14 protein-coding genes are annotated in these 26196 nt (G+C 44.0%); 6 read left to right on the forward strand and 8 right to left on the reverse strand.

Features of this window, described 5'->3' with window-relative positions:
- Window positions 1-77: 77 nt before the first annotated feature.
- A complete protein-coding gene (locus tag G3570_RS07885) occupies window positions 78-569 on the forward strand; it encodes a hypothetical protein (RefSeq protein WP_165140974.1) in 492 nt (163 codons plus the stop codon).
- A gap of 149 nt (window positions 570-718) precedes the next feature.
- Here the strand turns inward: G3570_RS07885 and G3570_RS07890 are convergent, their stop codons facing one another.
- The gene (locus G3570_RS07890; protein ID WP_165140976.1) at window positions 719-2110 is read right to left on the reverse strand and encodes a Kelch repeat-containing protein; all 1392 of its coding nucleotides are present in this window, start codon (window positions 2108-2110) and stop codon (window positions 719-721) included.
- Window positions 2111-2513: 403 nt separating this feature from the next.
- Between G3570_RS07890 and G3570_RS07895 the strand changes: the two genes are divergently transcribed.
- The 4 genes from G3570_RS07895 to G3570_RS07905 all read left to right on the forward strand — a co-directional run bounded on the left by G3570_RS07895 (window position 2514) and on the right by G3570_RS07905 (window position 7201).
- On the forward strand, window positions 2514-2948 hold the full coding sequence (locus tag G3570_RS07895; protein WP_165140978.1) for a hypothetical protein: 435 nt from the start codon (window positions 2514-2516) through the stop codon (window positions 2946-2948).
- Between the two features lie 159 nt (window positions 2949-3107).
- The gene (locus G3570_RS16485) at window positions 3108-3236 is read left to right on the forward strand and encodes a hypothetical protein (RefSeq protein ID WP_282958225.1); all 129 of its coding nucleotides are present in this window, start codon (window positions 3108-3110) and stop codon (window positions 3234-3236) included.
- Between the two features lie 271 nt (window positions 3237-3507).
- Entirely contained in the window at window positions 3508-4641 is a 1134-nt protein-coding gene (locus G3570_RS07900) for a bactofilin family protein (protein ID WP_165140980.1), read from the forward strand.
- 1 nt (window position 4642) lies between these two features.
- Window positions 4643-7201, forward strand: coding sequence for an efflux RND transporter permease subunit (locus G3570_RS07905; protein ID WP_165140982.1), 2559 nt, complete (start codon window positions 4643-4645; stop codon window positions 7199-7201).
- A gap of 408 nt (window positions 7202-7609) precedes the next feature.
- Here G3570_RS07905 and G3570_RS07910 read toward each other — a convergent pair whose 3' ends face one another.
- The 7 genes from G3570_RS07910 to G3570_RS07940 all read right to left on the reverse strand — a co-directional run bounded on the left by G3570_RS07910 (window position 7610) and on the right by G3570_RS07940 (window position 23842).
- Window positions 7610-9220: a bifunctional aminoglycoside phosphotransferase/ATP-binding protein gene (locus tag G3570_RS07910; protein ID WP_165140983.1), complete on the reverse strand. Its 1611-nt coding sequence runs from the start codon at window positions 9218-9220 to the stop codon at window positions 7610-7612.
- Window positions 9221-9281: 61 nt separating this feature from the next.
- Window positions 9282-12014, reverse strand: a complete 2733-nt coding sequence (locus tag G3570_RS07915) for a cation-translocating P-type ATPase (protein ID WP_249066799.1) — start codon at window positions 12012-12014, stop codon at window positions 9282-9284.
- A gap of 13 nt (window positions 12015-12027) precedes the next feature.
- Window positions 12028-12882 (reverse strand): universal stress protein, encoded by an 855-nt coding sequence (locus tag G3570_RS07920; RefSeq protein WP_165140985.1) that lies wholly within the window; start codon window positions 12880-12882, stop codon window positions 12028-12030.
- A gap of 32 nt (window positions 12883-12914) precedes the next feature.
- Entirely contained in the window at window positions 12915-14054 is a 1140-nt protein-coding gene (locus G3570_RS07925; RefSeq protein WP_165140987.1) for a chemotaxis protein CheB, read from the reverse strand.
- A gap of 133 nt (window positions 14055-14187) precedes the next feature.
- Window positions 14188-22833, reverse strand: a complete 8646-nt coding sequence (locus G3570_RS07930) for a GH36-type glycosyl hydrolase domain-containing protein (RefSeq protein WP_165140989.1) — start codon at window positions 22831-22833, stop codon at window positions 14188-14190.
- A gap of 95 nt (window positions 22834-22928) precedes the next feature.
- Window positions 22929-23255, reverse strand: a complete 327-nt coding sequence (locus G3570_RS07935) for a DUF5335 family protein (RefSeq protein ID WP_165140991.1) — start codon at window positions 23253-23255, stop codon at window positions 22929-22931.
- 284 nt (window positions 23256-23539) lie between these two features.
- A complete protein-coding gene (locus G3570_RS07940; RefSeq protein WP_165140993.1) occupies window positions 23540-23842 on the reverse strand; it encodes a GlsB/YeaQ/YmgE family stress response membrane protein in 303 nt (100 codons plus the stop codon).
- Window positions 23843-24182: 340 nt separating this feature from the next.
- Here G3570_RS07940 and G3570_RS07945 point away from each other — a divergent pair, with 340 nt between their 5' ends.
- Window positions 24183-26099 (forward strand): CBS domain-containing protein, encoded by a 1917-nt coding sequence (locus G3570_RS07945; protein ID WP_165140995.1) that lies wholly within the window; start codon window positions 24183-24185, stop codon window positions 26097-26099.
- Window positions 26100-26196: the final 97 nt, after the last annotated feature.

A 26196-nucleotide genomic window follows, 5' to 3' on the forward strand; every position in this document is an offset into this window, starting at 1 on the left:
TGTTATGGAGTGCATGTCAGCCGGCAGCTTGTTACCATTTAAGTAGCACAGATAAGATTTTATTCAGGTTTACTGCCATGAAAATTCTAGCTTTCAGTCTAATTTTAGTCATTAGTTCCGGTGCAGTATCGTTAGCTCAAAATCCTATTGAGCAAAAAGTGTTTGGATATTATCAGGATGGTGAGAGACTAGGTAATCGCAAGCTACTTACCATCATGGAACCTTATCCCGATGCCTATACTCAAATGAGAAAAGCGCAAAACAACTTTACAGCCGGTCTTGCATTAAGTATACCGGCTACACTATTATTGGGAGGGGAATTAATACGAATATCGCAGGCCGAAACATTTGATGACCTCACTCCAAGTGCGATGACCTACATTGGTCTGCCCTTGTCTTTTGTAGGCTCCGCTCTTCTAATAAATGGCAATTTTAAGCGGCAAGCAGCAGTAAAAACTTATAATAATTCTGTTAACGCTATAAAGAACTCAGAATTTAGGGGATCCTTTAAACCGGTGCTCAAATTCACTGCTGGAATCACAGGTGTAGGATTTAAGGTTAAATTATAGAGAGGCTGTATAAACATAAATAAAAAACCCCGGTCCAAGTATCAGTTGGGCCGGGGTGACTATTCATCAAGAGAGACTACCTATAGGATAGGTAGTGCTCTAAGAAACAATTATTTTTACTTCTTACCAATGATTGAATTGTAAAAATATTAACGATCTCTAATAAACTCTTCGTCGACCCCATACAAAAACCTGCGGTTGTCTTCAGGATCTTTTATCCTGCTTATCAGGTCCGCAGAGGTATTATAGTGCTCCTTGAATTTTCTATTAATGGCATTGATGGTCTCATTTCTAAGCTTCCTCCGGTAGTCGTAATTATCAATATCATCCCAGATTCGTTCTTCCAGTTCGCTGGTTTCCATAAAGGTGTCCGATTTTAGAAGAACATCCAGCATTTTTTTCTCTTGATTATTGAGCCAGTCTTCATGTTTAAAATCATCACTCATCTTATTGATCGAATCAAGGTTTACTGTCACCCTGCTCCTTCGTTTCCAATACAAAAGCAAAAGCACAAAACAGAGTAGTATAAATCCGCCCGCATAAAGAAATTGAGACCTGATTGATGTCTCCGACCGGTCTTGAATCCCGGAGAGCATAGAATCTTCTGCGAACGAAACGATTTCAATGGGATAACTATCCGTCTTTGTAATTTTTTTTAATCCCACGATAATCACCTTCCCATTTCGCTGATCAAAATGAAAATTTGCAGGAAGGAATTCATCTGAATTCAAACCCGAATCCAATACAATCGGGGTTAAAATCTTTCCGCTTTTCAAGTCAACGGGCACAAAATTTACCAAATCTCCCCTACCTTCGGATGCCGTCGGTATATACCAGATTTTGCTTGAATCGCTGTAAAAAGAACCGGACACCTTATTAATGCGTCCATACCTGCGATTTTTTGACCCACGGTAATACTCATAGGCCGCAGGAACCGATCCTAATTTTGTCCAGTTGTCATCTTCGAATGAAAATTTCCAAACATCATTAGGTTCCAGCCTGCGCGTAAATTGATCATCAGCCCGGTCCTTGTCTTCCGGTATATAGCCCCCGAAGAAATAAAAGGCATCTTCAAAGGGAATATAAATACCCGTCTCCGGTATTCTTGGCTCAGGTACCTCAGATTGAGGATGTACATTTTGGATATTCCATTCTTCAAGATCATTATTAAAATAGGTTATATAATTTTTCCATAACCAGTAACCGTATCCACCGAATGCATAAACAGTACCATGCCTGAAAAAAGGCTGGTGTGAAAATTGATTCCGATGCACATGCGATTCATCTCTACGGGTTATCTCGTAAGTATCCGGATCAACTTCATACAGAGTACCAACACCCCTGTGCCAAAGCTTGATCTTATCATTAACAGTATCGTAGCCAAACTCATAATCCTCAATCTCAAGGGCCAAGGAAGAAAGAGAGTCCTGGAAACGCCAGGTTTTGTTGTTTAATCGGTATTCCCAAAGTCCATCTTCCAGCAGAATAAACATGCGATTTCGCGTAGTATCCAAATCCGTAAAAAGGAGACTACGGTTCATAAGTTGAGGACCCTCGTTCATTTCAGGTGATGGTTGCGCGGAAGAATGGGAACTATTGAGAAATAGAGGTAAAGCAACACAAATCAGTATAGCAAAAATCAACCTGCGATTGATCGCGTTCATAAAAGTTCTGAACCTGTTCATAAATCAATTATCGATGCAAATAAAATTGTATTAATATAGATTCAAATTCTGAAAAACAGAATCATCAAAAGAGACGGTGCTACAGAGCGCAAAATAAAAATAACCCTCCTCACCAAGACATAATGAGGGATGATGATTAACCTTCATTGGATCGTTGTCATCCCTCAATTCGCGTGTTTCTAGTTGCACACAAGTTTATCAAAGCCAACAATATACATATTTAAAACATGATGGCTATACGGCATCATTTCATCGACCGGTGACCGTATTCATTCATATCACTAACGATGTCAATACGGATGACATGATCTGTCACCCTACCTCCCTATCTTCAGATATGTTTGGAATGAAACACGATATCAAGCGGATATACCTGGAATGTTTGGGGAAACCTGCCTTTCGTTCACGTTTTGAACGAAAGCTGGGTACACTCATTAAGACACGGGCTGCCCGTGGCAGCATTGATTACAATAAGCTGATCTCTGAGATTCGATGCATCGAGCAAATATGTAAACAGAGAGAATTTGGCGCTAGAAAATTTCTAGAAATCATCACCGGGTTTGCTCAAGATGCCTGCCTAGGTCATCATGCGGTCATGACCCTGGATGTTGATTCCCTGCAGCTAGAAGCTCCTATACCGCCAAAATATCAAAACGACGTAACCACTACAGATATTAAAAAACTTCTAATGTAAACCTTTTTGATTTCGGTCGTCACATTCCCACATAAGAAAAAAGGTATGGTCTTGATGGCAAATTGAGAGCTGCCATACCGGTTTATTCCGGATGCCTGACCGCAACCGGAGTTATTAAATGAAATAGAAACGTTAATCTGATAATCAGGAGAATTATACATGGCTGAGCTATTCATCAATTTAAACGTCGACCAGATCATGTTGATCTCTTTGATCGGACTAATGATTATTGGAGGCATGAGTGTACATGCACTCAATAAAATTTATGATAAGAGAGATGCAGGATAATTAAGCATAGAGTGCATGGGTGCTGATGAAGACGCATCAGCAGTTAGGGGTGACCCCGGCCAGTGAGAGGGCCGGGGTTTTTTTATTTATCGAGGTTTGATCATTTCTCTTCACTTCTACCCCGTCACATGCAGTTTCAAGATTTTATAGGGTATTTACTTACAAGAAAACCCTCACTATCGCTACACCATACTATCTGCCGCTTTTTTATATATACCTGCAAAGGAAGGATTTAAGCAGCTCATATTCCACGAATTTAAAGAGATCTGTTATGAAAAAGTCGGGTTTAGTTCTGTTATCACTCATCATCATGCCGTTTCTTGCATCAGCCCAGGGTAGTATTTACAAGAGCGGTAGTCTCGTGCAGGTACAGGAGGCTGATTCCATCCAAAAACAATTGATTGCTGCCGGAGAAACCGTTGAAATGTCAGGTTGGCTGGGAAATGATTTTCTATCGGCCGGACGCTTTATGATGCTGAAAGGCATGGTAAGCGACGATGCTATCATAGCAGGCCAACAGGTAATTATTGACGGAGAAGTCGGTGATTTGTTGATGGCTGCAGGTGAAACCATCATTATAAACGGTATTGTAAAAGGAGATGCTTTTCTGGCTGCACGAGAAATTCGTATCACCGAAGGTGCCCGTATCGAGGGTAATGCGGCTTTAGCCGGTGAAACGATTGTGCTTGAAGGTGGCAAAATTGATGGGTGGCTGAGGGCTGCCGGCGAAGAACTGACCCTAAACGGGGAAGTCGGTCAATTTACCGATCTCTACAGCAATAATGTTGCCTTTGGAGATGAGTACCAAGCTACTTTGGGAACAACCATCACCAGCGAGGAAACGTTATACCGGGAAAATCTGGGCGTAGTTCCTGCCGACCTCACCTTGAATGTTCAGGAAGCACCCATTGTATTTATCATCGTATCTCAGATTATATTTTATTTATCAGTGCTGATCACCGGTATGATTCTTCTTAGGATATTTCAGAAAAAGGCCATTGATATCCATCGATTTGCCACAGAAAAATTCTGGAAAAATACCGGGGTCGGTCTCCTCACATTTATCGGTGTCCCCTTGGCCGTGGCCCTGCTGATGCTTCCGGTACTAACCATTCCGCTTTCTATCCTGCTATTGCTGGTTTTCATCCTGGCTCTGTTTACCGGATATCTGCTCGTGGCATTAACTCTTGGCGTTATGGCCATTCTATACTTCAAGGGCGAACCGAAGGTTTCTACCTACTACTGGGGACTTGCCCTGGGAATGATCATCATTGCGATTCTTACCAACCTGCCGTTTATCGGTTTTGTTCTAAATGCCTTGCTGCTCTTCTTCGGACTGGGCAGCCTGAGTTATTACATATGGCTGGAAAGCACCGGTAAGAAAACAAGCGGTACGGCACAATGACATGATTGAACGCCTGTTTGCATACCTTGGTCCTTTTATAAGGTATACTGCAAGGTACCCGCTCAGGATACTGGCAGTCAGTTTTATTACTGCGCTGGTAGGATTTATGTTGGCGTACAATCTCCGTATTGATAATGACCTGGCAAAACTGATACCGGAAGATTACCCCAGTGTTCAGGCGCTTGAGAAACTTCGCGAACAGGTCGGTGCTGAGAATGAGGTGGCCGTGGCTATCAAGAGTCCCTCTCTTCCAGCCAATAAAGAATTTGCGGCTGATTTGATTGATCGCGCGATGAAGCTCAAACTGCCAAAGATCTCGGCGCCATATTTTACCCGCGCTGAATTTCGTAAAGAGATCAATTTCCTACAGAATAATGCTCTATACTTTGCAACCGAATCAGAACTGGATAAATTGGAACAGTATCTGAAAGATGTTGCTCAACAAGCCAAAGAAGAAGCAAATCCCTTTTATATCGAGCTTGAAGAAGAGGATGAAAGCGAAACCGATTCAGTTGGACGGGAACTTGAGCAGATGTATGACGAACTGGTTGGGTCTGAGTATTATCTCTCAGAAGATTCCCTGACACTGGTCGTTAAATTATTTCCCAACGGGTCGCAAACGGATATCAGATTTATACGCAGTTCCTATGGTGAGCTTCAAAACGTCGTAGATGACCTATCTCCAACAACCTATGATCCTGAAATGGAGATCACGCTCGCAGGACGTTTCCTGCGTACCCTTATTGAAGTGGAAACCATAACAGCCGATGTAAAGAGCTCATTCGGGGCGGGTGTGCTCATGCTACTTTGTGTAGTCGTCGCCTACTTCTTTTATCGTAATTATCGCATCAGGGCCGGTTCTCAAATCTCTTTTAAACTTATGGTCTCGGAATTACCGCGAATGCCCGTCATCGCAATCATAATGGCCCTGCCCTTGACCTTTAGTATCTGCTGGACCTTCGGTATTGCCTATCTCACCTTTGGCAACCTGAATATAATGACCTCCACCCTGGGACTTCTGCTTTTCGGTATGGGCATTGATTTTGGCATTCATTTTTTTGCCCGGTATATGGAGGAACGTGGCCATGGTAAGTCGGTGGAGGACTCAGCTTACAAAACATTCATGACCACGGGACAGGCTATCACGGTAGTAGGCATAACTACGGCAGCAGCTTTTTTCATATTGATGATAGCTGAGTTTAAAGGGTTCAGTGAATTCGGTTTCATTGCAGGCATAGGTATCCTGTTTGCTATTATTGCCTATATCGTTTCACTGCCTGCCCTGCTGGTGCAGTTCGAAAGGATGAGGCTATTGAATCTTAGTAAGACACCGGTACATAATGTAAAATCACAAAATAACCGAATGAAACTGGGTAGCAGCAGGCGCACATTCTACGTCTCGGTAACCGTGTTGGTACTTGCGGTTATCAGCATCTTATATGCCGGTTACAATGTTAAGAATATCGAATTTGAGTATCATTTCGGCAGTCTGGAACCCGAATACAAACGTTTCACCGAGGTAAACAGCAAAGCCCGTACTGCCTACAGCAATAAACAGACCCGCAACTCAGCTTACATCATTGTAGATAAACCTGATGACGCCCCTCTGGTTGCATCGATACTTAAAGAGCGTGCAAGCGAAGATACCCTGAGTCCGACAGTGAGGGAAGTTGAGACTTTCCAGGACCGGTTCCCTATGAATGATTCAGCTGCGAGGGCAAAGCTCGAACGTATCGATGACATTCGTGATCTGCTGGCAGATCCCTTCCTGGAGAATAAAAATCACCAGCTCGACAGGTTAAGAAAAGCCTCTACCACAAGGGAAATTATAAGCCTGGAAGAAGTTCCCGATTTCCTTAAAAGTCCGTTCACATCCAAAGACGGGGAAGTAGGTAACCTGGTGATAATCTACCCTTCTGTGGGACTCTCAGACGGCAGGAACTCAATGAATTTTGCGGATGATATCGGCAAAGTTACCCTGCCCGGTGGGAAGGTATATTATGCCGGTTCGACTTCCATCGTCGCTTCGGACATGCTGGAACTGATGATCGAAGAAACACCACTCATGGTGACGCTAACAATAGTAATAATTATTCTCTTTAAACTGATCATTCTTCACAAGGTAAAGTGGGTGCTCCTTGCCTTGTTTCCACTAGGCGCCAGTTTCTTATGGATGTTCGGTATCATGCCGGACCTTGGCTGGAAACTCAATTTTTATAACCTGGTGGTACTACCGACAGTGCTTGGAATCGGTGATGATAGCGGAATCCATATCGTGCACAGGTATCTGGAAGAAGGAAAGGATTCGATTGAAAAAGTGCTGAGGTCTACCGGAGAACACATTTCGGTCAGTGCCATGACCACCGTAGTTGGTTTCGGGGGACTTCTCTTTTCCATTCACCCGGGAATGCGTTCTATAGGGGAATTGGCCATATTGGGAATTATGCTATCTCTTCTGGCTTCTCTTATAGTGCTTCCTGCCTTGATTCATATTTTGGAGCGATTCAGTACCAAGAGCCCTGAGAAAAGTGTTGAGAAGAGGCCAAGGGAAAAGTTATGACTGAGTAGGTGGTCAAAACTACCTTAATTTGGCAGGGACGGTTTGGCAAACCGTCCTACTTGGTGTTCCGGGATCTGTAGTATGATTTCTATTTATGAAATTGCATTTTCTTCTACGCAGGTTTCCATCAATAAGCCTTTAACAATACGGATGGACGTTTTGCCTACCCTTCCTACGGGGTTTGAATTAGGGTAAAACCTTACATCACATCAGGGAGAAAACCTACAAACGCATACCCTTTGCTTCATTATAATGGTTATAGACGTTTTGACATATTGGTTATCAAGAGCACAGCTAGAAATTGTACTACGGTATGGTAGCTGGTAAACCAGAAAAACTGATCCGCTGGTTACTTTGATAAATTCCCAACAAGGAATTTTTAAAGTGTGCTCCGGTTTCTTTTTTTTATTAGAACCTTTCCCCAATTTCTTTCATTACGCTATTCAGGTTCCGGGTTATGAGCTTATCGTACAGCTTGAATAATGTTTCATCCAAGCTACTTTCTGTTTCAATCCTGATGATATGGCTTTCTGCAATCTCATCAGGTGACTGATAGTATTTACTTAACTCTTCAAAGTCTTCCTGGCGAGCATCTGAGATAATCCCTTCCTCCTGTTCTCTTAGCTTCAGCCGTTTTTTAATGGCTTCATCGGTTGCCCTGGCTTCGATGAAGCAGTAGTCAGCTCCTAGAGAACCCATCTGTTCAATAAATTTCTGCCGTTCTTCCCTCCTGCTGTAAGTAGCATCAAGTATTACACTCTCGCGGCTTTCCAGATGCTTTTTTGCTTCCTCAAGCAACCGCTCATAGGTTTTAAGGGACATCTCTTTGCTATAAAGCTGTTCTCTTTTTGAAGCATCTGCCCGCTCTTCAAGGGGTACTCCCATTATCCTTTTGCGAATGCGATCGGAAGAATAGTGTTCAATATTAAGTTTATTACTTATTGCTGATGCTATGGTACTTTTCCCGGAGGCAATCCGTCCCATGATTACCAGAACTGTTGCTCTTGAACCCAAAGTTGCATAATGCAGGGATAGATCAAAATATTCACGCGCCCTGTTTCGGGCTTTCTCCATGTTCTCCCGCCCAACCTCTTCTTCAGTAGATTGCAGGCTTTTCACTTTTCCCTTTACATAAGCCCGGTAGCACTTATAGAAATCAAGATGAACAAGCAGATCGGAATCATTCAGCAGCTCAGCCATTCGATTCATGAAATAGCGTTCTTCCCCGGAACACCTGTTGAAGTCGAGATCCATTGCCAGAAAAGCCAGGTCTGCAGCAGTATCTCCGTATCGGAATCGATCATTAAATTCTATGCAATCATAGATACGGACTTTCTCAGGCGTTATATGGATATGTTCCAGATGGAGATCCCCGTGTCCGTCGACGATGCAATTATTTTTGATCCTGCTTTCAAACAGTGCAGAAAATTTATCATAATATTCACGGGTATATTTCTGTATAGACCGGTAGCTGTTTTCATCTATGGTTTCGCCAATAAAAGACTTAGTCTGCCGGAAGTTTTCATCTGTGTTATATTTTATCTTCTCAATTTCACCCCACTGCCTGATCTCTTCCCCTGGATTCTGACTATTATAGAAATCCGAAAGTTTATCTGTAATTCGGTTTAGGTGAGTCCGGTTAAGTTCATTTCTGTCAATGAGTGAGTGCAAAAAATATTCTTCCCTCAATTTCTTCATTTTAACGGCATAATCAACAATTGACCCTTCCTCATTGCTCTCAATCATAAACGTGTTTCCCTGTTCTCTGATCTCAACGACTCCGAGATAAATATCATCACATAAGCGCCTATTTAGTTCTACCTCCCGGTGGCAGTAATGCTTTCTTTTTTCAAGCGTACTGAAATCGAGGAATTCAAAATTAACCGGCTTTTTAAATTTATAAACAAAAGGATCTGCGATAAATACGTGGGAGATATGGGTCTGCACATGCTCGACACTTTCGGGAGCATGACTGTAGGAATCCGGACTTTCCAGAAATTGAAGCAACTTCGAATCCATAGATAAGCGTAGCCTGTTTTAGAATTTGCCTTCTAAAAACCTATTACAAATATATCAGGAATCACGATCTATGCCATAACCATTTTATGGACTGACCTATTATCACAGGAGTTATACTCATACCCAGAACAATCATCCATTCTATCAAATTGGGAGGTACTACCTGCAGAATCTCAGCAAGCATCGGTATATACAAGGCTGAAAGAATAAGAACCACACACAGTGCTAAAGCTCCCCATACGAAAGGATTCCGGGTGATAGTATTATCAAAAATACCGGATCCATCCGTCCTCATGTTGAATACATGCCACAGTTGTGCAAATGCCAGTGTGAGAAAAGACATGGTGACAGCCTCCCTTTGGTTTAACTCAGGATGAGCCAAAGCATAAAATAAAACCCCGAGAACAGCCGCTGTAATCAATAGTCCGTATCCACCAATACCCAGCCAGTCTTTATTAATCAATATGGGCTCGTCCGCTTCACGAGGAGGACGATTCATCACTCCCTCTTCTCCTTTTCCGACACCCAGGGCTAGGGCAGGAAATACGTCAGTCACCAGGTTCAAGAAAAGAATTTGCAAAGGCAGCAACGGCAAGGGAGCCCCGGCAATAGTGGCAAGTCCGACAATAAGCACCTCGCTAACATTACAGGAGAGCAGGTAGAAAATAAATCGTTTTATATTACCGAATATTATACGTCCCTGTTCAATAGCGGAAACAATTGTCGAGAACTTATCATCAGTTAGCACCATATGAGCTGCTTCTTTTGCAACCTGTGTGCCTCTCTGCCCCATTGCAATGCCGATATCTGCCTTTTTTAAAGCAGGAGCATCATTCACACCATCGCCGGTCATTGCGACTACCTCTCCCTTATCCTGGTACAGCTGGATCAGATCCAGTTTCTGCCCGGGACTGATACGGGCAAAAATATTGGCATGATTAAGAGAATGATCATCGTCGATAGAATCTACCAGGTCTCCTTCCTCCGGCAGTTCGGAGCCATGCACTACTACGGCCTCATGATCGTCTTCCAAGCCAACTTTTTTAGCAATATACCGGGCTGTCTCCTTTTGGTCTCCGGTTACCATAATCACCCGTATGCCTGCCTGCTGGCATTTTTTTATGGATGGCTTGACATCCGTCCTTGGCGGATCCAATAATGTGATCAGACCTATGAAAATCAGATCTTTATATGGATCATCTTTGGTACTATCCGTATCGCGATATGCCAAACCGATGATGCGGAGGCCGTTCTCAGCCATCCGGTTATTAACGGATCGCCAGTATTCCTTTTCCTCATCATCAAACTCTTTTTTGCCGCCGGCAGTCTGCACATAACGGCAATGCTGCCATACTTCGGAGGGTGCTCCCTTGACAAAAATTCGATGTTCACCTTCACCGATCTTGTTCCAGGTAGCCATCATTTTAACTTCGGCATCGAAGGCTTCCTCCCGCTCCTCGGGGTATCGGGAAGTGAGATCACTTCGCTCAAGCCCCGCCCTTCTTGCCGCCCTCAGCAGTGCCACTTCCAAAGGATCACCCGAAGCCTCTTCCGATTTATTGTTAGTAAGTGACGCATTATTGCAGAGCGCGCCGGTCATAAGAGCCAGTCTCAATTGCTCATCCTCTATGGGATCAACTGCCTCAGCTCCCTCCCTGAAAGGTTTATCTCCCTCTGATTCCAGTTCTATCTCACGGTCTCTGAAAAGAAAGTGGGTAACCGTCATGCGATTTTCGGTAAGCGTCCCGGTCTTATCGCTAAAGATTATGCCGGTAGTCCCAAGTGTCTCAACGGAAGACAGTCGATTGATAAGTGCATTTCTTTCAGCCATGAGCTTCATTCCCCTGGCAAGCGCAATAGTGGCAACTACGGGCAATCCCTCGGGTATGGCGGCCACCGCCAATGCAATTCCCACCTCAATCATGAGATAGATCTCCTTGCCCGAAATAATTCCTGACAGTGTCACGAATACGGCTACAAGAAGCGTTAGGGCAATCAGACGATATCCGAGTTTATCCAACCTCTCTTCCAGTGGAGTCTGTTCCGATTCGGCCTCTTCCACCAATGAGGAGATTCCTCCCAGCTCTGTATTCAAACCTGTTGATACAACCACGCCTTCACCGGAACCGCGTGTTATGGCAGTACCTTTATAGAGCATATTTCTTCGTTCGGCCAATATGGTCTCGTCTGCCAGAGGCTCCGTATCTTTGGTTACCGGCATGCTCTCACCGGTAAGAGCTGATTCATCCGCCTGAAGTTTTGAGCTCTCCGTGATTCTGATATCCGCTGTAATAATATCCCCGGCCTCAACTACCACGATGTCACCCGGCACCAACCCCTCTGCATCAATCTCTCGTATTTCGCCATTTCTGCGAACCCGGGTCTTTACTTTGCCCATTTCCAGGAGAGCCTCCATGGAACGTACTGCCCTGATCTCAGTAAAGAAACCTATTGCAGTATTGATGATAATGACGGCTATAATCGCCCAAGCCTCAATTATCTCACGGTACAGGAAGGAAACCACCGCTGCGACCACGAGCAGAAGTATGATCAGACTTTTTAGTTGGTCCCAGAGTATTGCCCATAAGCTTTTTTTGCGATGTTGCCTGAGCTTATTGTATCCGTACGTATCGAGACGCTTTTGTACCTGGTCCTTTTTCAGACCCTTTTCCGGGCGTACCTCCAAACCGTCTACTACCTCTTCAATAGGTAATGCCCAAGGTTGTTTAAGCGACTCTGCTGAGGCCGTCTGCTCTTTTACTGTATCCGTAGTGTCCTCTTTTGTTGAAATCAATATTTATGGGGTTTCAATTACTCAAAAACAACGGTACAGGACTATTAGTGACCAGCTCGTGAGTGGTCGACCCAAAAGTCAGCCTGCGAATGGCACTCATGGAATGGGCTCCCATGATAACCAGGTCAGCACCGGATTCCTTAACGTGACTGATGATCTTCTCACCGGTATCTCCTCTCTCGAGTAATTTTTCCTGGATATTTTTATAGCCATGTGCTTTCAAATAGTCATTCACCAGGTGTAAAAGCATTCTGGATTTGTCAACCGTAGTTTCGTCATCAAGATCGCATACATGGACGACTTCCATTTCCAGATCCTTTCCAAAAGGCTGCAGCTGAATAAACCATTGAAGGGCCCTTGCCGAAGCCGTGCTCCCGTCATGGGCTATAAGCACACGGTTCACATCCCGGTATGATTTATTGACCACCAGTGTGGGGGCCGTACTCTTTTTCACGATATCTGCCAGTGTATCAGTCTCCTTTGCCGGCCGATTGTAGAAGAAATGTGATTCCCTCCCTATAACGAGCAAGTCGTGATATTTTAAGTCTTCAATGATCCGTTCGTACGGTACGCCTTCCTCCATCAGTTGATTATGCTTCACACCGGCATTATTTGCCAGCTTTTCAAATTTCTTCAGGAGCTCAGCTGCTTCCCTGGTTGAATCTTCGGTCATATACTTGCGCATTTCGTCGGCATAATAGATGGTGCCGATAGCCCCTCCACCTACCTGTACAGCTATGTCGGCCGTATCAACCACCGCCAGGCCCGATACAGAAGCCTCAAACTTCTTAGCCAGCTTTAAGGCATATTTCATTGCCAAGGGCGTGTCTATATCCAGATCCAAAGCAACCAAAATTCTGCTAATCATGTAAGCACCTATATTTTAGTTGATAATTATTTCTATGAAATTTTATGGGGATTTAGTGTTTCTGTTGAATCTATATTATTTGCATTTTTTTCCCTGGAATAGGATTTGGCACCTGATATCTCAGTGAGTAATTCCGCGATTCTGCCCGGACTCAATTGGTAATCAGCCAGTCCGGATTTCAATGCCTGCCTGGGTAGATCGGGTACTAAGGCGGAATCAGGGTGCTGAACCATAACCAGTCCCCCCGCCCTGTTTACGCATTTGAGTCCTTCGTAGCCATCTTCTCCATGGCCGCTTAACAGAATAGCAAGAATCTCCTTACCATAGATATTCACTGCCGATCGGAAAAGATTATTAATTGAAGGGCGTGCATCCAGTTCACGCGGACCTTTATGAACTGTTAAGACCGGTTTGCAGCTCCATCCGCTAATTTCACAATGGTAGCCTCCCGGAGCAATCCAAACTATGCCCGGCTCCAGTTTAGCACCTTCAACTGCTTCTTTAACTTCCAATGAGGTCTTTCGGTTGAGCATCTCTGCAAGCTCAGCAGTAAAATACTTGGGAAAGTGTTGAACAATGACAATGGGAATATCAAAATTCTCAGGCAGTTGAGATATCAGTTCGGATAGGGCCGCCGGACCTCCTGTGCAGGCCCCTATGACCAGGACCCTGGGTTTTGGCCTTTTCAAATCCTTTCTTCTTAAGCTTTTTCTTCCTGAGTCTTGTATTAATTTTCTTCTCGTTTGTCCCGATTCGCCTTCCTCGGCATACAAACGGGCAGTCATTTCTATAATGGGTACCAGCCTTTTTTTAAAATGACCACTGGCGAAGAGTAGGTTTTGCCCAAGTCTCGGCTTGGTAATAAAATCAAGTGCCCCAATTTCGAGCGCCTCAAGAGCCAGTTTTGCTCCTTCCCGAGTACGGCGACTCAAAACAATTACCGGGCAATCTGGGAAAGAGGTCTTCAGTTTTTTCAGTAAATCAAGGCCTTCTTTAGCTTCGATATCCAGTAAAATAATATCCGGATTTAAATTTTTTACTTTATTCTCAATCTGATCGACATCGCCAAAGGCTCCTGTGACATTAAATTGGGAATACTTGCGTAGCGTCCCTCTAATAGCCTGTCGTGCTAAAATATTCTGTTCAATTATTAATACGTTGATCGGTTTCATGGCTACCTACCCGGTTTAATCCTTAACATTTGAGAAGCAATAGCCTGATGATATTGTTACTTAAACAGTACTGAATTCTACAAGAAATTGCTGTGCGGTGCTCAATAAACCTCCTGTAAGGAATTCCCCTACATTAGGCCTTTTTCTGAATACTTAGGGTAATGTGATGGGTTTTGCCGTCTTGCTTAAGTTTTATTTTAAAATTGCCGCCTGAAATCGGTATCGGTTTCCCATCTACGGAGCCCTCCAGTGTTCCTTTTTCCAACCCATCCGGATTTGTGACCTTAATATCATAGCGAGTGCCTTTCTCGAGATTATTTAACGATATCGAAAACTCCTTCCAGTCGGGACTTATGGATGGATCAATCAACAGGGTATGTTCATTTACAATTTCTAAGCCGAGTATAGATTCCAGGATCACACGATACATCCACCCTGCAGAACCCGTATACCAGGTCCAACCCCCCATTCCTGTCAAGGGAGGCTCTCCGTAAATGTCAGCCGCTACAGCATAAGGCTCTACCTTGTAACGATCAGCCTGTTCCTTGTTAAGACTATGTGTTACCGGGGTAAGCATCTTCATCAATTCAACCGCACGCCTGCCGTACCCGCTTTCGGCCAAGGCTCTAACCAGCCAGACTGCAGCATGGGTATACTGTCCGCCGTTCTCCCTGACACCCGGCATATAGCCTTTGATATATCCGGGATTCTTTTCTGTGCTTTCAAAAGGCGGTACCAGCAGCCTAATCAAACCATCGGATTCAGAAATCAGGTGTTTTTCCGCTGATTCCAGTGCTTTGGCTGCCTTTTCAGGCGTTGCTGCTCCTGAAATTACAGCCCACGATTGTGCAATAGCATCGATGATACACTCGTCATTCTCTGAAGAACCCAGTGGTGTTCCGTCGTCATAAAAAGCGCGGCGATACCACTCTCCGTCCCATCCTTCACTGTTTAAATGCTTTTTAAGTTCTGTTTTGAAGGATTTATAGGTTTCAACCCGATCCTCATCACCCTGCTTTTTGCATATAGGCAGGAAGTCATCAAGAATCTTGTACAAGAAGAACCCCAACCAGACACTTTCTCCCTGACCATTTTCACCGACCCTGTTCATACTGTCGTTCCAGTCACCGGCTCCCATTAAAGGCAGCCCGTGATTTCCTTTGGTTAAGGATTTATCAATAGCCCTGCAGCAGTGTTCATATATACTTGCCTTATGAGAAGTAGTCTCCGGTTCCAGGTAAGCTTCCTGTTCCCCATCATTTAAGGATCGAGTCCTAACAAAGGGGACTCTCTCCTTAAGCAGTTTTATATCATTCGTTCTTCTAAGATAGAGTGCTGTTACATAAGGAAGCCATAGCAAGTCATCCGAAATTCGTGTACGTGTCCCCCTGTCAGTCGGTGGATGCCACCAGTGCAGCACATCTCCCTCTTCAAACTGATGTGAGGCATGTAGTTTTATTTGATTGCGCGTCAATTGTTTATCGATATATATAGCAGAGGATGAATCTTGCAGCTGATCCCGGAAACCGTAAGCCCCGCCTGACTGGTAGAACCCCGTTCGTGCCCACATACGGCATGCAATATTTTGATACTGAAGCCAGCCATTCGCAAGGAAATTGAATTCAAGCTCCGGGGTAGCGATCTGTACGCCATTAAGCTTGGTATCCCACATCTCCTTGGCATGAGTTAGGCTCTGCTCCAGTTGTGTCTGATTATGATACTTCTTAAGCAGTTCTATGGCCTGATCCTCTGATTCGGCCTCTCCAAGTAAATAGTATACCAAACACTTTTTCCCTGAACCCAGGTCTATTACGGCACTGCTTGCAGCGCAGGGATCAAATCCAATTCCGAATTTATCGTTAAGAGGTATATCTTGCCCAAGTACCACCGGATTTTTAAGACTTTGATTTTTACCCAGGAATTGCAGCCTGTCGGAAGTGAATTGCAGTTCCTGTAGCTTCGTAGAGCTAAACTGACCGGTAAATGCCACCTGTTCGGCAAATTCGTTATTGTAATAATTTCTGGCAAGAATGCCTTCAGTATTGCCATGCCACTCCGTATGAACATATTTGGATGATCTGTGTCGAAATACACCGAGTACCCAATCCAGATATCGGAAGAGTCTAAGTTTTCGCTGGTACAAACCGGTGTTTTTCAATTCAAGCCTGATGATTTTAACCGGATCATCGGGTGCTGTCCATACCGTTAGCTCCTGTTCGATATTCAGCGTCTCGGTTTTGTACTTTGAATATCCGAACCCGTGACGCACTTCATAGTGGCCAGATCCCGGTATGGGTTTCGGAGTCGGTGACCAATAGATGCCATTCTCTTCATCACGGATAAATAGTGCTTCTCCGGGCGGATCCATAACCGCATCGTTAGACCAGGGAGTTAGCCTGTTTTCCCTGCTGTTCCTGCTCCAGGTATAACCGGAGCCCGTTTCAGATGACAAAAATCCGAACTCTTCGTTAGCTATCACGTTAATCCATGGAGCCGGAGGATAGGTCAGATCCTTTTCATTACGCTTTGCGTTCAGGTGTATGACGTACTCTTTCCCGTCTTGAGTAAAGCCGCCATACCCGTTATAGAACATCAACTCGTCGGGATCCGTGAATCTCTTTCCGCCGTTATCACGAAGATCTATCGGCTTGAATGTTTTCCGAGGGGATTCTCGCTCCATATTTTCAGCGTGAAGCTCTCCAAACTTCAGTTTGGGCAAGTGCCCTGCCAATACTACTTCGGCCACGCTAAAGAGTAATACCCGGTCCTCAGGCTGCACCTCATCACTGCGCAAGACAAATATACCTCCGCGTTTATTAACCCTCTGCCTCTCCATCGATTTCTGTATATGGTCATGGATAGAATCCTGCAACTCATCGATGTACGAAGGCGGATGGTCATTAATAATGACCAAATCGACATCAAACCCTTTCAAGCGCCAGAGGGAATGAGCTTTCAAGAGCAATTCAACATTACGCAGATACTCAGTATCGTGGATGCTGTATATTATGATGGGCAAATCACCGGAAATACCGTAAGACCATAAGCCGGGCTGCTTCTTTCGGTTCTTCTTCAAGATATTTTCACCGGCTCTCAGCCTTTCACAGCCATAGATCATGGCTCCGGAGAGCTTTTGGAAATAATTGGCCTGATGCCCATTCAAACCGATGTGATCAAGCTCAACATTACCATAAAGGGAAGCCAGCTCGAACACACGATCAGTGGCGTAGGGGTTATCGTAGCGATCGGCAATAGCTATCGCCTCTTCCTTATTGTTTACCTTTCCAAGCCCAAATGTCAGACTGATTTTTTCACCGGGTTTCAAATCAATGGTTTTTCTGATACTAAAAATTGGATCCGGCACATTGCCCAGAGTCCCTTCAAAACGATGCCCCATATCCATTGCCACAGGTTCTTTCAGATCTCTGCCCCTACCTATAAAGGCACCGCGATCGGTTTCAAACTGCATCGGACCTGATCCATTGTCGCTTTCTTCCGCAGCAAGGGTATGTACGAGCCAGACAGGTTTTTCATCCTCACTTCTAGGTTTCCTCTGGGCAACAAGCGCATGATGTTCGGGTATGTGATCAGTCTGAACAAACAGATTTGAAAACGCCGGGTGAGCCAGATCGGTCTCCTGTTCATTTATCACAATCTCTGTGTAGCTTGAGATCTCAAACTTTCTTTTACGGTCAGCATAATTGGTAATAGTAAGTTTACGTAATTCAATATTGTCTTCTGGAGATACGCAAACTTCCATAAATGACTCCGTCCATTCATCAACACGTGCAATTTGCACTTTACCAGGATGAAACCAGGAATCATAACGATCGGCCTTTCTGCCTACAGGGGTGTGGCCCATCGACCAATATTCATTGGTTTCGAGGTCCTTGATGTAAAAGAATAAACCGTAGGGATCATAAACTTTGTCAGGCCTCCATCTCGTGAGGGTAAGATTTCCGCAATACGAATATCCGGAACCGGTATGCGTGATGACCGTGGAGTAGTGGCCGTTGGATAGAATATGTGTTCTGGGTGGTGCATCGGTCAGGCTTTCCTGCCCGGCGTGCTCCACTTCCACCTGACCCTCTTTTTTCTTACCGGGTTCAAGCTCAACATCAATGGGTCTGGGCTCTTTAATGGGTATTCCTCTGGGTATGCGTTCCTGCAGCAATAAATCACAGGATTGAACCAATGGATCATTATGAAATAAATTCTGTATCCTATTGCTATTCAGTACATTAGATAGTGATAGCAGAATCATTCCCTGGTGATGAGCCATGTACATTTTCACAATGGTCTTGTCGCCTTCTGACTCGTTTACCCGGTTTGAATAATCGATAGATTCATAGAACCCGTATAGACTAAATGCTCCTTCTTTTTTTAACTCTCTCAAATTTTTAAGAGAGGATTTGGGGTCTACCATCAGAGCTAACATGGAGGCATAGGGTGCAACCACGTAATTTTCAGCCAAACCGCGTTTCAATCCCAAACCGGGTGCACCAAATGACCGGTACTGGTAATGAAGCTCCAGGTTCAGAACACCGTATCCGCTTTCTGAAAACCCCCATGGGTAGTTTCGGGAATTGCCGTAATTCTCCTGCCATTTCACAACGTTATCGTAGGTATTACTAAGCAAGGTATCTTCATATCGCGACATATAGAGTAGTGGCATGAGGTACTCAAACATTGTACCACCCCAGGAAAGAAGAATCTCATTGCGGTTGATACTGGTCAGCCTCCTGCTAAGACTGAACCAATGCTCCGGCGACACCTCCCCCTTTGCTATAGCGAGGTAGGATGCCATTCGGGCTTCACTTGCAAAGAGATCGTATGTCGACTCATCAAGCGAAGCGCGATCAACGTTATAGCCTATGCTGAATAGTTTGCGATCCCGCTTATAAAGAAGGTTGAAATCCATTTCATAGATCATCTCGTCACACCAACCGGCAAACTTACGTAATCTTGCCTGCCAATTACTGACAACATGCTCTGCTTTTAAATCCTCTAGCAATAACTCTTTTCCTTCATAAGCAGACCAACCCTCGAAGTGCTCACCATCTTCTACTTCATTTATTTCGTCAAGCATAAGCTGAATCTGGCTAAAAGGACGTCCGAACCAAAATTCTATGTCAGTAACCTTTGAACTGCTCTTTTCACCAATAAGTTGCTTAATTTCAATGGCATCCAATTCAATCGCTATAGCTTTTAACTGGTTTAGTTTTCCTTTCCACCTGACAATATTTTCTACGCCTTCACCCGGTAGAGCCTCTTTGAGTTCTTTAAGGGTCATTTCTATCTCTTTCCAAAGCTCCGAAGAGGTTACATGTTGCTGCAGGGTGATTAAGATATCCTCCAGCACCCAAAGAGTTTCCCTAAGCCCCTGGCAAAATGCAGGATTGGGCCATTGAGCATTTTTGAGTTGTTGAAGGGCCTGCTTTACCACTACCAAAGAACCGGCCAAATTTCCTGAATCCACGGTGGAGATATACCTTGGATGCAATACTTCACGTTTTTCAATATCATACCAGTTATAAAAGTGACCATTATATTTTTCCAGAAACTTCATGCTCCCCAATGTATTTCCAATTTTATCTAGCAACTCTTTTAAGGCTATATAGCCTGAATCATAAGCTGCTATCAGTGCCGTTAAAGACAGTCCGATATTGGTAGGAGATGTACGATTAACACTGCCCAGGTAAGGATCTTCCTGAAAGTTATCGGGTGGTAGCCAGGAATGCTCTTCTGTTACAAATCGATCAAAAAAGTGCCAGGTTCTGCGTCCAAACATGCGAAGTTCGCGGAGGTCTTCCTTACTTAATTCCGGCTTTTCTGATTTCAGTTCTCTGCTCATCCACCATGCAAAGTAAGGAGTGAATGTCCACAGCAAAGCAAAAGGTATAATTAGATACAACACTTGGGTAGCAAATAGAACAGCCATGGAAACACAGAGTAATGACCAGAATATGTTAGGCCACATCTTGCGATAATATTTAATCATTCCGGCATTGGATTGCTTCTCGGTTTGTGAAGCAGATACCCATTCGAGAAGAAGCCTGTTCGAAATTGCCATGCGCCAAACTGTTCGTACTATTGCGTCAAGCGACACATATGCCTGATGAGGCATAAACATCAGCGTTGTGAAGGCCTGAAGGGTGTTAACCTTCATATCGGCTTTTACTTTCTCAAAATAGAGTTTCCATGCTACCCTGGTGGGTCGGGTGAATATCTGCACTGAGAAACTGGAGTAGATAGGAAAGGCAATAATTCCGAGAGCAGCTATAGTACCTATCAGAGGCGAACCCGGCAAAAACAACCAGTCAGCCAACAGGAAAACCAGTATAAAAAATGGATTAAGTGATCTTCTTAAATTGTCAAATATTTTCCACTTAGAAATACTATTTATTGGATTCTTGTCCTTTTCCAATCCCTGGGCGGGAACACGCGAGAACAGCCACTGGGCAATTTGCCAGTCTCCCCTTATCCACCTGTGATTGCGCCTGCTGAAGCTTAGATAGGTGGATGGATAATCATCGAATAGCTCGATATCGGTGACCAGTGCGGCCCGCAAATAGGTACTTTCCAGCAAGTCGTGTGAAAGCACCGTGTTTTCAGGGAATCGTTCATCAAGAATTGCATGAAATGCCCTGACATCGTAGAGTCCTTTGCCCGTATAAACCCCCTCCCCGAACAGATCCTGGTAGATATCGGAAACAGCCGTTGTATATGGGTCGATACCGACATTTCCGGAAAAAACCTTAGAAAACCAGGTTCGATTTGCCGATTTGGGAGGAATTGAAATTCTTGGCTGGATAATACCGTATCCATGCTTCACTAAATTTCCGGCTTCATTCATCTCTGCCCTATTTAATGGATGCGCCGCTGTACGGACAAGGTCTATTGCACTATCCGGTGGCAGCTTGGTGTCTGCATCCAGGGTAATGACATATGACACCGGGACATGCTTGAGACCCTCAAGGAATTCTTTCTGAAGCGGAAAAAAATCCGTTTCGGCATCCGGATTCAGTAATAGGTGGTTCAACTCTTCAATCTTGCCTCTCTTACGCTCCCACCCCATCCACGAATTTTGTACGGGATTCCATTTTCTGTTTCTGTGAAAAAGGTGAAATTTAGACCCGTACTTGCAGTTATGGCGTTGATTCAGCTCCTCAATACGCTCTATGGCTGCGTTTAATATCTCTTTATCTTTAGGCATGTGCTCTTCCGGGGCATCATGATAGTCGGATAGCAAAACAAATTGAAGGCATCTACCGGGATTTGCCATTGCTCTTATTTCAAGGGCTTCAATCTGATCCAATGCATCTTCCACAGAGCCCAGCAGGGTCGGTACTACTACCATGGTACGGTGCCGGTCAGGAATTTCACCTGCAAACTCCATCTTCGGCAAAATTCTGGGTGGAATAAAGAAAGCCAAAATCCGATTTGTGGAGACCACCGATAACTCCAGAGCCGGCATAAAGGCAACTACCAAAGCTGTAGCTGTAAGCCATAACGGTGCTCCAATGTAATTTGAAAAAATACTTACGATGGCCAGGAACGTGATCAGGTGGAAAAAAATAAATAGGAAATAGCCTGATTTATGCCTCTCCATATAACGCTGGAAACGTTCCAGCCAGGGCATTTTATATTGAAGCACATCCAGGATTTCATCATAACCTTCATCCATTAGGTAATATCCTACATGCGCCTCCTTCTTGGCAGTCTCAGTGTTCGGCTCAAGTCTGCTTTCTGCCACCTGAAGTATTTTTTCAGCCACTTCATCTTCAGTAAACTTGGAGTGAGAACTCAATTTTTCAATCTTCTTGCGGTACGTATCCCTTGTTTTAAAGTCCATCTCAGCGTAATAGCCTGCAGGATCCAGCCTGAGAATTTTTTCTACTACTGAGCAGCGCTCAATAAAGTCTGCCCAGCTGCTTTCAGAAACCTTACGAAGGGATGAGATGGCATTCTGTATGCTCAAATGCAACTGGGAGGTTTTCTGGGCAAGTGAACGGAGGCATTTTTCAAGGGTAGTATCAAGCTTGCTGAATTGATAATCGAACCATTGACGTTCGGTATCCGTAAATAATCCCCTTGCCTGCAGTTTCCTGGCCAATATGGTCAGAAAGAGCTGACGGTCATCGCATTCATCGAAGTCCAGTTCAGAGAGCTTCCTAAGCACATAGCCGGGCTCATCCGAACGGCTATTCAAAATTACTTCAAGACTGCTATTCGCTTTTTCAGTGAGCTTTCTCTGTTTCAAAAGCTCTCGCGAACGTTCTGCCAAACGAACAATCAGTGCAAATCTAACAATTATCGGTACCGCCCAAAGCTCACCCAATTTTAGCGTGAAGGCATTCTGATAGGCCTGTACGGCTGTCAACGTATTTTCTTTATCGATAATATTATCACTGATTGCCGCCAGCTTTTGTACCAATTCATAGATACGAGGGTAACCTTTGAAGTTTCCTTCGCTTAATCTTGGCAGTTTTTCATAATAGGTATATGGCAGATCCTCATTCAGCTCTACAATTTGTTCCTGGATGATGTAGAAGTTATCAATCAGCCATTCCCCTGCTGTGGAGAGCTCTTTTTGTTTTTTTGCAGCCGATGCCAGTTCACGATAAGTATCAATGAGTACTTCACGGGAAGAGCTAAGAATGGGATCGATTTTTTGAAGCGGTTTTTTGGAAAGCGTAACAACCTGATCAGAGGCCAACTTCCTGACCTCTTGTTCCAAATACTGTTTATTAAAATGTACCTGTGTTTCCGGTGCCATTTAAACCTTGTTTTGACTATACCCTTAATGTTTGATCAGCTGAAGCACTTTGAACCGGTTTATATGCCGCCACCGGCTCAACCGATATCGAGGTGTTACCTGATCTCTATGATATCTTTAGTACCATCCTTTTCAATAATCTCCATACTGTTAATCCATCCTCCCTCGTCCTCATCCACATAAATCTCGACGGGATTCAGAATCATGCGATTGAGGTCTTCAACCTTCACATCCAGTAAATTTCCTTTAGGATCATAGGTGATACCTTCCATGACTAGCCATGATGTCTCCGGTTGGGAACCGAACTCACCGGAAAGGATTTGAATACCCATATATTCAGGCTGTTCATCTTTCAGGAATAATTTTGAAAAGGTGTCGAAGTAGCTTTGCCACTCATTTTTTTCAATTTTTCTAACGGCCATGTTATTCCTCATTTGAGTTATTGATTATCTCTTCCGGGTTTATAATGTGGAATACAGCAAATACTTTGGGACAGGTCAGACCTACAACTCATGAGAGAGAATATATTACATGCTTAAACCTAATGGGATGAACTGATACAATATTTACTTAAACTGATAAGCTTTAACTATTGGCTACCAGTACTTTAAAGCCTTTATAAACTCTTATTATGATTCAGATAGTCATTGGAAAATTAACCTCAAATATTACTTTCATACCAGCCAATGGAATCGTTGATGTGCTATTATTCACGATTTTTTATAAGGATATCCCTGTCGGTATGGCCGTAGATATCTTCGGCATGGTGCTGGTGAAATGCGTTAACCAAAAACAGAACTGCCAGGGTGCCGGCCATTGAAAAGAGCAGCCCGTCACCGAAATTCAGCTTAATTCCTATTACGCCTGTTAATATAGCTGCTGCCACACCCCATATAATATTCACGGGTACACCGGTACCCTCCTTGCCCATTATGACCCCAACGGTCAATCCAATTACCAGTCCCAAAGTGATAAACCAATAAATAGCAGTTGCACTTATTTCAATCATAACACCTCCTGTTTGTTAGATCTCTATGATAGATACAATTAATCTGACATTGATACTGTAGGAGATTCCCTGAGAAGACTGAAGTACATTTTGCTTTGTTAATCTGTATAGACAGAATGGCTCACTACCAGAAGAAAGGCTCTTCAACGTTAAATTCTTTAACAACCAGCGAACGATAGAGACTAATGCCAGTACCGGTGACCGGGTCAGGCATTCCAAAATGCATCGGGGGTAACTGATTCTTAATTCCGTTACGTCCGGTCGCATCTTATTTACTTTATTCTTTAATTGGTTTTTAGAGAGGTGAAATTCTTTAAAAAATTGGTAAGAGGGATTTGTGATGACAGAAGAAACTAGGTTAAAGCAGCAATTTACCGATCACCTGTTAAAGGATCTTGATGCATTGGAGGAAATGCTGGATAAGGATCTTTTTGAGAAAAATGTCACCCGTATAGGTGCTGAGCAGGAGTTCTGCCTCATCAAATATTCCCTACGCCCTGCCATGAAAGCCATGGACATGCTGGAACATCTCAATGATGATCATTTTACAACTGAGCTCGCCCGTTTCAACCTGGAATTAAACCTTGATCCTCTGGAATTTCAGAAAGACGCTCTATCACAACTTGAAAATAATCTCGTCAGCAAGCTTACCAAGGCAAATAAAACAGCCCATTCATTGGGCGCTAAAATTATTCTCACCGGCATTCTGCCTACGATATCCAAGAGGGATATTGAGCTTGAAAACATCTCCCCGAAAGAACGTTATAAGCGTTTGAATGATGCAATATTGGCAGCCAGGGCGTCCGATTTCAAATTCCATATATCCGGAATAGATGAACTTATTGACAGTCACGATAATGTGTTGTTTGAATCGTGTAATACCAGCTTCCAGATTCATTACCAGCTTGTGCCTGAACACGCACCTATGTTATATAATTGGGCTCATGCCGTATCAGCCCCAGTTTTAGCAGCAGCTACTAATTCTCCCTTGTTCATGGGTAAGCGACTTTGGAAGGAAACACGTATAGCCCTTTTTCAGCAATCGGCTGATACCCGAAAATCCCTTAGTCCCTATCGCGAAGAACAGGAACGTGTTACCTTTGGAAAAGAGTGGGAAAAGGAATCGGCCCTGCATATATTCCAGGATATCGTAAGCAGGCACTCCGTGTTATTACCTATCGAAACCACCGAAGATGCACCGGAGGTATTAAAAAACGGAGAAATCCCAGCTTTAAAAGCCCTCAATACCCACAACGGTACGGTATATAAGTGGAATCGCTTATGCTATGGCATTACCGACGGTGTACCACACCTTCGAATTGAGAACAGGTATCTTCCTTCGGGTCCAACCATTGTGGATGAGGCAGCCAATGCCGCTTTCTGGACCGGTCTTATGCACGGTATACCCGATCGGTACCGGAATATCCACCAGAAAATGCATTTTGCTGATGTTCGTAATAATTTTTTCTCGGCAGCTAAGCTGGGCTTGCAATCCCAATTCACCTGGCTCGATGATCACCTGGTAACCGCGCAGGACCTCATACTGGATGAAATGATTCCTATTGCCGAAAACGGTCTCCAAAAAGCAGAGATTAACGAACAGGATATTGAGAAGTACCTGGGTATTATCAAAGATCGGGTAAAAAAGGGGAAGACGGGATCCCACTGGATGATGGATTCCTACAACCAGCTCATAAAAAATGTTTCACCCGAAGAGGCTTCGGTTACCCTTACGGAAGGTATTTATCGAAGGCAAAAGAACGGTAATCCGGTGCATACATGGTCGGAGCTGCGGCGTGAGGAAGGCGGCGGGTGGCGAAACCGATTCCGCTATGTGAAACAGCTGATGTCAAAAGATCTAATCACCCTGCAGGAAGACGATCTTGTTGCACTCGCGAAAAATATTATGCTCTGGAGTGATATTCATCATATTCCGGTTGAAGACGAAAACGGGAAACTTATCGGGATGCTCAATGCTGATCAAATACTCAAAATCGCCGGTACAAAGTCGAATGAGGAGTTCAAAACCCTGACGGCCGGTGAAGTCATGAATACAAATATCAGGCACGTCTCCCCGGATACCCGTACCCGCGAAGCCTTTTCAATTATGGACAGAAATGAACTGGGATGCCTGCCGGTAGTTACAGATTCAAAGCTGGTAGGAATCATTACCCTAAACGATTATGTGAAGCTGATGGGCTATTTCTTTCGGGAAATCAGCGAGAATCATGACAGTAAACAGAAAACCGATTCTTGAGGATAAATCAGCTTTTGATCTTCGTATCCTGTTTGAGTCTTGAACCCATAATATGTATTAACTGGTTCATTTTCCGGGTAGTTGAAATAACCAAGTG

This window comes from Halalkalibaculum roseum (genome assembly GCF_011059145.1).
Taxonomy (GTDB): Bacteria; Bacteroidota; Rhodothermia; order Balneolales; family Balneolaceae; genus Halalkalibaculum; species Halalkalibaculum roseum.

Excerpts from the sequence above, each read along its gene's own strand:
- G3570_RS07885 (WP_165140974.1), top strand. The coding sequence starts at position 78 with ATGAAAATTCTAGCTTTCAGTCTAATTTTAGTCATTAGTTCCGGTGCA.
- G3570_RS07890 (WP_165140976.1), bottom strand. The coding sequence starts at position 2,110 with ATGAACCGTAGTCTCCTTTTTACGGATTTGGATACTACGCGAAATCGC.
- G3570_RS16485 (WP_282958225.1), top strand. The coding sequence starts at position 3,108 with ATGGCTGAGCTATTCATCAATTTAAACGTCGACCAGATCATGTTGATC.
- G3570_RS07900 (WP_165140980.1), top strand. The coding sequence starts at position 3,508 with ATGAAAAAGTCGGGTTTAGTTCTGTTATCACTCATCATCATGCCGTTT.
- G3570_RS07905 (WP_165140982.1), top strand. The coding sequence starts at position 4,643 with ATGATTGAACGCCTGTTTGCATACCTTGGTCCTTTTATAAGGTATACT.
- G3570_RS07910 (WP_165140983.1), bottom strand. The coding sequence starts at position 9,220 with ATGGATTCGAAGTTGCTTCAATTTCTGGAAAGTCCGGATTCCTACAGT.
- G3570_RS07920 (WP_165140985.1), bottom strand. The coding sequence starts at position 12,882 with ATGATTAGCAGAATTTTGGTTGCTTTGGATCTGGATATAGACACGCCC.
- G3570_RS07925 (WP_165140987.1), bottom strand. The coding sequence starts at position 14,054 with ATGAAACCGATCAACGTATTAATAATTGAACAGAATATTTTAGCACGA.
- G3570_RS07930 (WP_165140989.1), bottom strand. The coding sequence starts at position 22,833 with ATGGCACCGGAAACACAGGTACATTTTAATAAACAGTATTTGGAACAA.
- G3570_RS07935 (WP_165140991.1), bottom strand. The coding sequence starts at position 23,255 with ATGGCCGTTAGAAAAATTGAAAAAAATGAGTGGCAAAGCTACTTCGAC.
- G3570_RS07940 (WP_165140993.1), bottom strand. The coding sequence starts at position 23,842 with ATGATTGAAATAAGTGCAACTGCTATTTATTGGTTTATCACTTTGGGA.
- G3570_RS07945 (WP_165140995.1), top strand. The coding sequence starts at position 24,183 with ATGACAGAAGAAACTAGGTTAAAGCAGCAATTTACCGATCACCTGTTA.